Origin of the sequence: Wolbachia endosymbiont of Nasonia oneida (assembly GCF_009012935.1) — a bacterium.
GTDB classification, from domain to species: Bacteria; Pseudomonadota; Alphaproteobacteria; order Rickettsiales; family Anaplasmataceae; genus Wolbachia; species Wolbachia pipientis.
In genome coordinates, this window is record NZ_QESS01000002.1 from 4,499 (window position 1) to 15,972 (window position 11,474).

Sequence of the window (11,474 nt, forward strand, 5' to 3'; positions counted from 1 at the left end):
CGCGGTATCTCAAAGCATAGATCCCGCTAACACGTAGCGGGATGACGGTTGTTGTTTAGCTATAAATATTAAGAAATTTACCAAATGAAAAAAAAGGCAAAAGAAACCCTGGGGTTATTATCCGCTTTAAAATATTGGCGTTTTTTATGTTTTAAACGCTTGACAAGCAAGATTAAGCTGCTTTTAATTGCAACTAACTTACGCTGCAAATGTTTAAGAAATTTACTAAGCAGAAAAAAAGACAAAGAATCCCCGAGTTAGCTAGTCTTTTACTATCTCTGTCGAGTATTGGCATTTTTTGATGTCTTGTAACGCTTTATAAGCGCGTTCAGCTTATTTAGATAAAAATCTAGATGTAGATGAAGTTTTGTAAAGACATACAGTATCTATATACTGCAAAAAATTGAACATAAGACGCCGATACATTAAGTAATCCTTACCTTTTAATCTGCAGATTGGCGAAAGCAAATACAATAGCTTCACTATCATGATAAGGGCGCTGGTGGAGTTTGTCAAGCAACTTTCTATATAATATTTTCTAAAATAAATAGACTTCTCGCATCCAATTTCGGTAGCGCGCGACACACAACTGCAATGACAAGGTTTTGTAAGATAAACATCATATTCACACGAAGTACTTGACTTCACTTGTACTAAGAAGCATTTTATATATGTTGTGTGCCCGTAGCTCAGCTGGATAGAGCAACAGCCTTCTAAGCTGTGGGTCGTAGGTTCGAATCCCACCGGGCACACTCTTTTATCAATACTTTCTATAAATCTTCAAGTACTCTGGCACCACATTTTCAATTGCTAATGGTCGAACCTTCATTGTTTCAAGGTCAACTGACTTTTCGATTGAACTATTCATCATAACTTTCACCTGATCTTGAGTAAGCACAGGGTTCGTATCTCCGGTTATTGGTTTTAGCAGCATAGAAATAATTTTATTTTCTAAAAAGAAAGCTATTAACTTTGCCATTGGAAAAGATACATTGATCAACAAACACTTTCTGTTAGTAACATTCAGAATAAACTTCAATAAGCTTTTGAAAGAGTAAACCTTTGGTCCACCCATGTTATAAATTTTCTTGTCTTGCTTATTAAAACTGATAATACGATATACCACTTCAGCTAAGTCTGTTACACATATTGGCTGAAATTTAGTTGTTCCATTGCCAATTAGTGGTAAAAAAGGAAGAATAGTTGCTAGTCTTGCAAATTTATTAAAGAAGTTGTCTTCTTTACCAAATACAAGGCTTGGCCTAATTATTATTGCTTCTTGAAATGCTGAAGTTACAGCTTTTTCACCTTCCAATTTACTTTTGGCATATTTTGACAACTTGCTATTTTCTATTCCCATAGCAGAAAAATGTATCATCATAGGTACATTTTTCATTTTTGCAGCTTTTGCTATCCTTTCAGCTATTTTAACGTGAACAGCGTAAAAATCGTGCTTTTTTGCTTCATATAATATTCCCACTAAGTTTATAGCTACATCACATTCTTCCATACCCTCCAGAACTGATTTTTCATCAAAAAAATCGCCTTTAAATATTGATATTTGTCCTAAATTGCCACACAATTTTAAACAAGCAGCTTTTTCCTGATTACGAGTGAATATCTTTATTAAATATCCTTCTGCTGCCAAGCGTCTTACGATGTGTTTCCCTATAAACCCCGTTCCACCAAAAATAATTACACGTTTTATCACAATTAAAGTTCCTAATAATTTGTTACTGTAAATTAATACAATGATTTCGCTTAATATTTTATTACGAATTCCCGTACAATAAGATCCATTTTCATTCCTCGTGAGCCTTTAACTAGAATTGCGTCATTATTCTGAATAATGTTAGCTAAATCACTTTTCAATTGATTAGAATCACTAAAATGCGTGCCTCTTATATTATCTGGCAAAAGCTCATGCAATTCTAACATAAATTTACCAACTGTATAAACTTTATCTATATTATTTTCTGTGATAATCTTAACCAAATCTGTATGAAACTCTATGCTTTCATCACCAAGTTCCAACATATCACCAAGCAAAGCTACTTTTCTCTGATTAGAATATGTACTCAAAGTTTTTATTGCAGTTTTCATCGAAGCAGGGCTGGCGTTATAGGAGTCATCAATTAAATGTATATATTTTTTATTGCATTTGACCTTATGAATATTGCCTCTACCTTTCGTTGCACTAAAATTCTTAAGTGCAAGTGGTAATTTTGATAAATCAAGTCCGAGGCTTTGCACAACTGCTGCAATAGCAAGTAGCGAATAAGCAAAATGCTCACCTTGTACACGTAAATTACAGTTTATAATTTGATTATTACTCAGCCTGATTTTTAAATTTAGCCCGTCATCATTTCTTATTAGGTCCAACAAACAAACTTCAGCATTTTTATCTTTACCAAAGCTTATTACATTCCTATTGGCATGTGATGAGAGATAATCATAATACTTATTATCTCTGCTTAAAACCAAAGTACCGTCATTTTTCATACCATACAGAATTTCTAACTTCGCTTGTGCAACGTCAAATAGTGATGAAAAATTTTCAGTATGTGCAGGTTCGATGTTGGTAATAACTGCAATATTCGGATTACTAATTTTTGATAATTCTTTTATTTCACCAGCTTTATTCATTCCCATTTCAAGAATTAAGTACTGGCAGTTTTTTGGAGCTTTCAGAATTGTCAAAGGCAATCCTATATTATTATTTAAGTTACCTTCGTTTGCATGGGACACTCCATATTGCGATAAAACAGTATGCAGCATATCCTTTGTAGTGGTTTTCCCGACACTGCCTGTAACTGCAATAACTTTAGCATCAATAAGAACATTTCTAATGTAGTATGATGCCATATTGTGCAAAGCTTTCAGGGTATCTTGTACAATCATGAGAGGGAAACTTTTATATTTACCCTCACTCACTATTGCAGCGACAGCCCCTTTTAAAAACGCTTCATGCAAAAAATTATGGCCATCAAAATTCTTTCCCTTGAGGGCAATAAATAAATCACCTTTTTTTATGCTTCTTGTGTCCGTTGAAATATTTGAGCTATGTATCCAATTACAACCATTTACGTCTCTTCCGCCAGTTGCATCAATGATATTATTTGTGTTCCATTTAAACATAATTTAGAGTATTCTTTATAATAAATTGAACAATAAAAGTAGCGAAAATACTACATGTTTTAGACAATGTGCAAATAATGGTTGCAATCCCTATAATTCTATCTTATAATGGATATAGAAGTTTAAATTTTTTCGTCTATAATTAAAATGTATTTAGTTATAGAAACTACCTTGGAGGTATGTATGGCAGAATCTATTTGGGCTAAGATAGGCGGAGCAGTTAAAACAGGTGTAGAAGCTACAGGTCGGGTGTTTGCTCTTGTGCCTAAAGCACTTATTTACCCTATAAAGAAGCCGTTTGCTTCAACGGGTGAAATGAAACATGATGCTACAGTTTCGTTAAAGAAAGCTGTTGGTATAGATGTACCTGAAGAAGAAAGGGAATATGATCCACCTATAGAAACCACACAGGCTAGTAAGGATCTTGGTGTACAAATAACAGAGCAAAAGAAAGGGATAGGAAAGGTAAGTTTTTTAGTGTCAAGAACTCTGACGGGAGATATACCTTATTTGAATGATGAACAATTGAATAAAATAAAAGCACTAAAAAGTGAGTATTCAAACATCACTATACATAGAGAAGAAAATAAAATTGTAATTGAAGTTGATGTTAAAAAAATAATTGAAGACATTAAAACTGGCTCTAAAAATAAAGGAAAGAGTCCAGAGGAGATAAAAAAGCTTGCTATTGAAGAAATTAAACAAAAAGTTGACGGTAACCTTAAAGATCTAGCAAAAATTACTGGTGGAGAATTTAAAGTTCACACAGACTTAAAATTGCTGTATGGTATTGCAGAAAAATTGTATAAGGAATATGATAATCAAAAGCAGTCATCAGACAAAGTTGTGAAGTCTGATGTTGGTCAGCCTTCAGAAAATATAGCTTCAGGTGAGAAAAAATGGGCGCAAGAAGCTATAAAAGCAGGTAAGTCGCAAAGTTGTGGAATGCAAAAATAAGTTATAGGGGAGTATTATGAGTGAAGCTAAAAAAATAGAGGAAAGACATCATAGTCTAACTGTTCCTGGGGATATGTATCACTTACAACCAGGAGTTATTACTGGAAAAAGGGTAAGTGGAATAGAACCCTTTTTGAAAGAACAGCAGGACATGGTAAAAGTAAGGGAACTTGTAAGCTCTTTAAATCTTGAAGATGCTTCTGGTGAAGCGATAAAACCACTATCTACACCTAATGTAGAGAAAAACGAAGAAAGAGGGAAAGGTCGCTCTTAAAATATGAGCAATGAAGTTTATGATAGCGATAACATCTTTGCTCAAATATTAAGAGGTGAGTTACCTTGTGAGAAGGTACATGAAAATGAAAATGTACTAGCTTTTCATGATAAGTACCCTGACGCACCAGTTCACATTTTAGCTATACCCAAAAATCAATATATTTCATACGATGATTTTATTCTAAAAGCTTCTGAAGAGGAGATAGCAAATTTCTTCAAAACTGTAAGAGAGATAGCACATAAATATAATCTAGAAAAAACAGGGTATAGGTTAGTCACTAACTACGGTGAAAATGGAGAGCAGGTTGTACCACATTTTCACGTGCATATTTTAGGTGGTAAAAAGTTAGGAAAGCATGTAAATTCATAGTGTTATATGTTTTGTTAAATGAGCGAATATTTAACCATAGTAATCTTTATCTGCGTATCAATTGTAGTATCTTTTGTTTTAGGTATATTGCCTATGTTTCTTGCAGTGAGTAAGCCAGATAGTGAAAAACTTTCCACATATGAGTGTGGCTTCAATCCACTATCCAGTGCAAGAAAAAATTTTGACATTAAATTTTACCTAGTTTCAATATTATTTATAATATTTGACTTAGAAATTGCTTTTCTTTTTCCTTGGGCTGTTTCTTTATCTAAGATAAGCTATGGTGGATTTTGGTCTATGATGGTATTTCTTGCAATACTCACTATAGGTTTTATCTATGAATGGTGTAAAGGTGCATTAGAGTGGGAGTAGTTTATGACAAATCAAATTCTATCTAATGATGACTGGGGTCGTTATAAAAAAGAAGGGTTTCTTGTCACTAAATTTGGTGATTTAACAGATTATGTAATGAATTGGGCAAGGTCTGGTTCATTGTGGCCAATGACATTTGGTCTTGCATGTTGCGCAGTTGAGATGATGCATACCGCATCTAGCCGTTATGATCTTGATAGATATGGCATAATGTTTCGTGCAAGCCCACGTCAATCAGATGTGATGATTGTTGCTGGCACACTAACTAATAAAATGGCAGCAGCATTGCGTAAAGTCTATGATCAAATGGCAGACCCAAAGTATGTTATTTCTATGGGAAGTTGTGCAAATGGTGGTGGTTATTACCATTACTCTTATTCAGTAGTTCGCGGTTGCGATAGGATCGTACCAGTTGATGTGTATGTTCCTGGATGCCCACCAACTGCTGAGGCGTTGCTATATGGAATGCTATGCCTACAAAACAAAATAAAACGGACTCGGAATGGATAAAACTGCAAAGTATATACAAAAAAAGACCAAATGCGAGTGCATTCAAAAAGATGATGGCATTATTGTAATATATTCAACTTTAGATGAAATTGAAAAGCATCTATTCTTTCTACGTGATGATGAAAAGTGTAGGTTTGAACTATTAGTTGATATTTTTGGGGTTGACTATCCAAATAGAGAGAAGCGTTTCGAGCTAATATACAATCTGCTCAGCATTGTGCATAATATTAGAGTACACATAAAGCTTCAGTTATGTGAAAGCGACATGCCTCCAAGTGTAGCGAAGATATTTAGTACGGCTTTGTGGTTTGAGCGTGAAGTGTTTGATATGTATGGAATAGAGTTTTCTGATCACCCTGATTTGCGTAGGATTCTAACAGACTATGGATTCAAAGGTCATCCAATGTTAAAAGATTTCCCTCTCACTGGTTATGAGGAAGTAAGATATGATATAGAGACAAAAAAGGTTGTGTATAATCCTATAGATTTACCGCAAGATTTTCGTATGTTTGATAGCTTATCGCCTTGGGAAGGTAAAACCATAAAAGTAAATACAAAGGAGTAGAAAATGACAGTACAAAGAAAAAAAATATCTTTAATCGGTGCAGGAAATATCGGTGGAACTCTCACCCATATGATTGCACTAAGGGAACTCGGTGATGTTGTTTTACTTGATATTAGTGATGGAATACCACAAGGTAAAGCACTCGACATAGCAGAATCATCCCCTATTGATGGATTTAATGTCAATATTACTGGCACAAATAGGTATGAAGATATAAAAAACTCCGATGCAATTATAATAACCGCTGGCATCGCTAGAAAACCTGGAATGAGCAGGGATGACCTCCTGCAAACCAATGCTAAAGTAATGAAGGAGGTTGGCGAAAATATTAAAAAATATTCTCCAAACGCGTTTGTAATAGTGGTTACCAACCCTTTGGATGCCATGGTTTCAGTGGTGCATAAATTTTCAAACCTTCCAACTAATATGATTGTTGGCATGGCAGGAGTGCTTGATTCTTCCCGTTTTCGTTACTTTCTTGCAAGTGAGTTAAATATCTCAGTTGAAGATATATCTGCTTTTGTGCTTGGAGGACATGGCGACACTATGGTACCACTAATCAATTGTGCTTCAGTTGCTGGAGTTCCACTTACTCAAATTATCGATATGGGTCTTATCACACAGAAAAAAGTCGATGAAATAGTTGAACGCACTCGCAATGGCGGTAAAGAAATAGTTGATCTGCTTAAGTCTGGATCTGCATACTACGCTCCTGCATCTTCAGCTATATGCATGTTAGAATCATATTTAAAAGATAAGAGGCGCATATTACCATGTGCTGCTTACCTTAATGGTGAATATGGTGTAGAAGAGTTGTTTATTGGTGTTCCTGTAATTATTGGAAAAAACGGAATTGAAAAGATCCTAGAAGTTAAAATGAATGATAGTGAACAAGAAATGTTTAATAAGTCTGTAAACTCGGTGAGAGAGCTGGTGAAATCTTTAGGTTCATAAGCAAATTAATGGTTTTATAGAGCTTCTTTATAGCTCAAACAGCCTAAAAAAGTTGCTTGTGGTTACCTTCGCTACTTGTTCTGGTGACTCATTCCACAACTCTGCCAAACAATCAACAACGTATTTCACCATTGCTGGTTCATTCTTTTTTCCCCTATAAGGCTCAGGTGATAGATATGGTGCATCAGTTTCGACTAAAACACGCTCGCGTGGTACATTTTGTGCAATTTCTCTGAGTAAGCTCGCATTTTTAAAAGTAATAATTCCAGAAAATGAAATATATAACCCCAAATCTATAGATTGATAAGCAAGTTCTTTAGAGGAAGCAAAGCAGTGCATTACTCCACTAAAAGCACCGGCTTTCATTTCTGACCTTAACATATCGATCATCTCATTATCAGCGCTTCTTGTGTGAATAACTAAAGGTAGTCCAGTTATTCTTGACGCTTCTATATGTAATGCAAAACTTTTTTTCTGATTGTCTTTGTTGTCAGATTTATAAAAATCTAACCCGGTTTCACCGATACTAATTACCTTTTGGTTCTTGGTAAATTCAACTAATTCATCAACATGTATACACTCACCGTTTTCTATAGCAGCATCAAGCGGATGTATACCAACAGAGGAGTAGACCTGATCATAGGATGAAGAAATTTTTAATAACTTAGGAACATCGTCAATGCTTACGCATATGTTATGCAAAACCTTTACACCATTTTGCTCTGCCCTTGAAATTACTTTTGGTATTTCATCGTCAGAAAAATAAATCAAGTGGCAATGAGAATCTACTATCATGAGCTTATTGTTGAGGCTTTTATTATAGAAGAAAACTCTTCTATCACTGTTTTATAAACTTCTTTTTTAAATGATATAGCACTGGCTACTAAACTATCTATACCTTGCCAACGCCACTCTTTGAACTCTGGATGACCAGTATAATTAATATCAATGTCCTCATCCTCTCCGCAAAACTTCATTAAGAACCACCTTTGCTTTTGACCAGAATATTTTCCATTCCAGCATATTGGTATAACTTCTTCAGGCAAGTTGTAGTATATCCAATCCTTGCTTTTAGTTATAACCTTTACTTTATTAGTACCAACCTCCTCTAGCAACTCACGTAACGCTGCTTGTTCCAGTTCCTCACCATCATCAACACCTCCTTGTGGCATCTGCCAGTAAGAATCGCTATCAAAGCGTTTTCCAATAAAGGCATGTCCTTGTCTGTTAAATAGCATTATGCCAACACAAGGACGGTACTTATCTTTCTGCTCAACCACGAGTACGCTCTGTTTTTAAATGATTTGTTACAGAAGTTTTAATTAATTTTCCATTTTTTTCTTTCTTCATCTCTTCAACAATTTTCTTTGCAACTTCCTTTGCACTCAAGTTCGAGTTATCAATTTCAAGCGAACCCTCAGGTATAAATAGCCTTTTCCCTTCAATTTTCTTTATAGCAAAATCCGGATCAGTAATTTTATTTTCCTGATATCTCTCTTCTGATTGGACACGTCTTACTAGTTTTTCATTATTACAATGTAATACTACAGAAAAAATTTCCATGTCCATTTTTTTACTTAAATTTACCACTGAGTTATATAATCTTTGGTCATAGGGATCACCCTCTATCAATTCATTTGTAAATATATAATGTTTTGATTTTACGTAGTGTTTTTCCAGTATTGCTAATACATTTTCCCTAACTGCAAAAATTTTTTCCCATAGGTCATCTGGAACTTCAGCGTTTTGTAATTTAACAATATCAAATATAATATTATTGAATAGATTATTGCTTACTATTACTGCACCAATGATTTTACACAGTTCCTTTGCAGTAGTAAACTTACCACTGCCTGGAAAGCCGATTAAGTAGATGAGAGTCTTGCCCATAATGAATACTAGTAAAAAGCTATTTTCAATTATATAAAAAGTATATACATTGTACATGCTAAAAACATGATGATAAAATAGATGCAGGTAATACCTTTAACAAGTAGTTGCGTTGAAAATAGTTCATATTTAGAAATTTTGAGTATATAATTATAAATGAATCATATAACCTGTAAATAATGCTTAGCGATATGAAATCGATAAGAAGTACAATTGAAGAGATAATAGATCAAAATAAAGGTCATGATATAGTAACTTTTGATGTGCAGAATAAAACCGTTATTGCAAAATATATGATTATTGCATCTGGTGATTCAAGCCGTCACGTTAAAGCTTTAGCTGAGCACGTAATAAAAAGCCTCAAGCCACATGATAAAATAGATGTAGAAGGTATGGATGAAGGCAATTGGGTGGTTTTGAATTTTCAAGGCATAATGGTTCACATATTCAGGCCGGAAGTAAGGGAGTATTATAAAATAGAAGAGTTATGGAATTGATTATCCAGATAGCTGGTACACAATTGCACAAACGTTGTAATTTTGAAGGCAACTCCTGCACAGGTAGTGGTGTCATGAAAGTAGCTGACACTGGAATCCAGTTTTTCATGCAATTTCATCGAAAACGTTGTATAGTGTGCTTGTTTATAATTAAGTTCCAGTGTCTGGGCACTGGCTTCTCTATTAGGGTTACCTTCGGCATTAATGACAGGATAGACTGGGGTTTATAAAATGAAACACGCATCTGAATTTTTAAATTTCATCCAAGAAAGAGGGTACCTATACCAATGCACAAACATTGAAGGACTAGATCAATTATTATTGCAGAGCAATTATATAGTTGCATACATTGGGTTTGATTGCACAGCACCAAGTCTTCATGCTGGTCACCTAATTCAGATTATGATGCTCTGTCACCTACAAAAATTTGGTTATAAGCCGATAGTCTTACTTGGAGGTGGCACAACAAAAATTGGTGACCCATCCTTCAAAGATAAAGCAAGAAGCATCTTGCCTGTAGAGAACATCAATCAAAATACATCCAGTATAAGGAGAATATTAGAGAAAATGGTGTCTTTTAATGACAGCAAGACTGGTGCAATGATAGTAAATAACGCAGATTGGTTGGATAACATAAAATACATAGATTTTTTGCGTGATATAGGAGCTTATTTTTCTGTAAATCGTATGCTAAGTTTTGATAGTGTGAAAACCAGGCTGGATAGAGAGCAAACCTTAAGCTTTCTGGAATTTAATTACATGCTATTGCAAGCTTACGACTTTATTGAATTAAACAAAAAATATGATTGTCGTCTGCAGATTGGAGGGTCAGACCAGTGGGGAAATATAGTAAACGGAATTGAACTTGGAAAAAAGTTGAATTTACCTGAGCTATTTGGCCTTACCATGCCTCTTTTATTAAATGCACAAGGAAAAAAAATGGGCAAAACTGAAAGTGGAGCAGTGTGGCTTGATGATAATATGCTAAAGCCTTACGACTACTGGCAATATTTTCGCAACGTTGATGATCAAGATGTTGGACGTTTTTTAAGATTGCTCACTGATGTGCCAATTGATGAGATTAGAAAATTAGAGTCTTTAAAGGATCAAGAAATAAATGAAGCAAAAAAGGTCTTGGCAACAGAAGTGACAAAAATATGTCATGGTGACAAAGAAGCGGAACTTGCACAATTTGCTGCAATTTCTGCTTTTGAGAATGAAGATAGCTCACTACTTCCTGATTACATCATAAAAAAAGAACAAGTTGCAAGCGGCATATCCTTAGTAGACCTACTACATGACACCGGTTTTGAACCTTCAAAAGGCGCTGCAAAGCGTTTAATACAGGGCAACGGATGCAAGATTAATGATAATGTTGTAAACAATATTGATCATGTAATAAATTTCGAAAGCTTTAAAGATCAGCCATTTATAAAATTATCTGCAGGAAAGAAACGCCATATAAAAGTTGTGGTAGATTAGGTCTCGAAGTAAGAAAACAAATTTTATACAAGTGAGAAATTAGATATGGAGCAAATTTTCAAAATTCGAGAATTATGTATAAAACAACTGGAAAGATAGTAGAAAGCGAAATTCTATTATATATAGCTAAAGTGGCTTAGGTTTACCTACAATTTGAAAAACAACAAATTCGTCATTCCGCTACTCATTAGCGGAATCTATACCGCGAATGAATCCATAACTGTACGGACATTGCAATTTTGGCCTACCAGGAGGGCAATGCCTCTTATCCAAGTACCCTCTTCTTGTCATCCCAGTGCTTGACACTGGGATGGCTTTGTTGCATCGCTACTTATGAAAGGCTAACTATAGTTAGGATTATAAGCAACCTATTGAAAATCTTGTTTTTTTGCAATCAATCTGATCAAATTTAAGAATAGTATAGCATTTCTCATAATAGTCCGAACAGGTCATAGGAAGGCAG

16 protein-coding genes and 1 tRNA gene are annotated in these 11,474 nt (G+C 34.7%); 11 read left to right on the forward strand and 6 right to left on the reverse strand.

Features of this window, described 5'->3' with window-relative positions:
* Positions 1-678 precede the first annotated feature (678 nt).
* Positions 679-752, forward strand: a tRNA-Arg gene (locus DEF52_RS01085).
* Between the two features lie 8 nt (positions 753-760).
* Here DEF52_RS01085 and DEF52_RS01090 read toward each other — a convergent pair.
* Both DEF52_RS01090 and DEF52_RS01095 read right to left on the reverse strand, forming a co-directional pair.
* Positions 761-1,711 carry a complex I NDUFA9 subunit family protein gene (locus DEF52_RS01090; RefSeq protein ID WP_151807627.1) on the reverse strand — a complete coding sequence of 317 codons (951 nt, stop codon included), beginning with the start codon at positions 1,709-1,711 and terminating at the stop codon, positions 761-763.
* Positions 1,712-1,761: 50 nt separating this feature from the next.
* Positions 1,762-3,138 carry a UDP-N-acetylmuramoyl-tripeptide--D-alanyl-D-alanine ligase gene (locus DEF52_RS01095; protein WP_151807628.1) on the reverse strand — a complete coding sequence of 459 codons (1,377 nt, stop codon included), beginning with the start codon at positions 3,136-3,138 and terminating at the stop codon, positions 1,762-1,764.
* Positions 3,139-3,321: 183 nt separating this feature from the next.
* Between DEF52_RS01095 and DEF52_RS01100 the strand changes: the two genes are divergently transcribed.
* Genes DEF52_RS01100 through mdh form a run of 7 tightly spaced genes read left to right on the forward strand, consistent with a single transcriptional unit; the run spans position 3,322 to position 7,142 of the window.
* Positions 3,322-4,095: a hypothetical protein gene (locus tag DEF52_RS01100; protein WP_151807629.1), complete on the forward strand. Its 774-nt coding sequence runs from the start codon at positions 3,322-3,324 to the stop codon at positions 4,093-4,095.
* A 16-nt stretch (positions 4,096-4,111) separates the two neighbouring features.
* Positions 4,112-4,369 (forward strand): hypothetical protein, encoded by a 258-nt coding sequence (locus DEF52_RS01105; protein ID WP_006279579.1) that lies wholly within the window; start codon positions 4,112-4,114, stop codon positions 4,367-4,369.
* A 3-nt stretch (positions 4,370-4,372) separates the two neighbouring features.
* Positions 4,373-4,741, forward strand: a complete 369-nt coding sequence (locus tag DEF52_RS01110; RefSeq protein WP_007548574.1) for an HIT domain-containing protein — start codon at positions 4,373-4,375, stop codon at positions 4,739-4,741.
* Positions 4,742-4,759: 18 nt separating this feature from the next.
* Positions 4,760-5,113 carry an NADH-quinone oxidoreductase subunit A gene (locus tag DEF52_RS01115; protein WP_007548575.1) on the forward strand — a complete coding sequence of 118 codons (354 nt, stop codon included), beginning with the start codon at positions 4,760-4,762 and terminating at the stop codon, positions 5,111-5,113.
* A gap of 3 nt (positions 5,114-5,116) precedes the next feature.
* Complete coding sequence (locus DEF52_RS01120) at positions 5,117-5,623, forward strand: NuoB/complex I 20 kDa subunit family protein (RefSeq protein ID WP_006279574.1); 507 nt, start codon at positions 5,117-5,119, stop codon at positions 5,621-5,623.
* Entirely contained in the window at positions 5,616-6,188 is a 573-nt protein-coding gene (locus DEF52_RS01125; protein ID WP_007548576.1) for an NADH-quinone oxidoreductase subunit C, read from the forward strand. The genes DEF52_RS01120 and DEF52_RS01125 overlap by 8 nt, the downstream gene beginning before the upstream one ends.
* Positions 6,189-6,191: 3 nt before the next feature.
* Positions 6,192-7,142, forward strand: coding sequence for a malate dehydrogenase (gene mdh, locus DEF52_RS01130; RefSeq protein WP_007548577.1), 951 nt, complete (start codon positions 6,192-6,194; stop codon positions 7,140-7,142).
* A gap of 27 nt (positions 7,143-7,169) precedes the next feature.
* Here mdh and DEF52_RS01135 read toward each other — a convergent pair whose 3' ends face one another.
* Genes DEF52_RS01135 through DEF52_RS01145 form a run of 3 tightly spaced genes read right to left on the reverse strand, consistent with a single transcriptional unit; the run spans position 7,170 to position 9,032 of the window.
* Positions 7,170-7,937 (reverse strand): TatD family hydrolase, encoded by a 768-nt coding sequence (locus DEF52_RS01135; protein ID WP_010082353.1) that lies wholly within the window; start codon positions 7,935-7,937, stop codon positions 7,170-7,172.
* Positions 7,934-8,422 carry an RNA pyrophosphohydrolase gene (locus tag DEF52_RS01140; protein WP_006279569.1) on the reverse strand — a complete coding sequence of 163 codons (489 nt, stop codon included), beginning with the start codon at positions 8,420-8,422 and terminating at the stop codon, positions 7,934-7,936. The genes DEF52_RS01135 and DEF52_RS01140 overlap by 4 nt, the downstream gene beginning before the upstream one ends.
* Positions 8,415-9,032 (reverse strand): AAA family ATPase, encoded by a 618-nt coding sequence (locus DEF52_RS01145; RefSeq protein ID WP_022626414.1) that lies wholly within the window; start codon positions 9,030-9,032, stop codon positions 8,415-8,417. The genes DEF52_RS01140 and DEF52_RS01145 overlap by 8 nt, the downstream gene beginning before the upstream one ends.
* 179 nt (positions 9,033-9,211) lie before the next feature.
* On the opposite strand from DEF52_RS01145, the gene rsfS reads away from it, so the two are divergent.
* From rsfS to tyrS, 3 genes are read left to right on the forward strand one after another with little or no spacing between them, the layout of a single operon-like run.
* Positions 9,212-9,529, forward strand: coding sequence for a ribosome silencing factor (gene rsfS / locus DEF52_RS01150; RefSeq protein ID WP_015589391.1), 318 nt, complete (start codon positions 9,212-9,214; stop codon positions 9,527-9,529).
* The gene (locus DEF52_RS01155; protein ID WP_049973599.1) at positions 9,520-9,759 is read left to right on the forward strand and encodes a hypothetical protein; all 240 of its coding nucleotides are present in this window, start codon (positions 9,520-9,522) and stop codon (positions 9,757-9,759) included. The genes rsfS and DEF52_RS01155 overlap by 10 nt, the downstream gene beginning before the upstream one ends.
* Before the next feature lies 1 nt (position 9,760).
* The gene (gene tyrS / locus DEF52_RS01160; protein WP_007548582.1) at positions 9,761-11,011 is read left to right on the forward strand and encodes a tyrosine--tRNA ligase; all 1,251 of its coding nucleotides are present in this window, start codon (positions 9,761-9,763) and stop codon (positions 11,009-11,011) included.
* 180 nt (positions 11,012-11,191) lie between these two features.
* Here the strand turns inward: tyrS and DEF52_RS06705 are convergent, their stop codons facing one another.
* Positions 11,192-11,317: a hypothetical protein gene (locus DEF52_RS06705; RefSeq protein WP_272897544.1), complete on the reverse strand. Its 126-nt coding sequence runs from the start codon at positions 11,315-11,317 to the stop codon at positions 11,192-11,194.
* Positions 11,318-11,474: the final 157 nt, after the last annotated feature.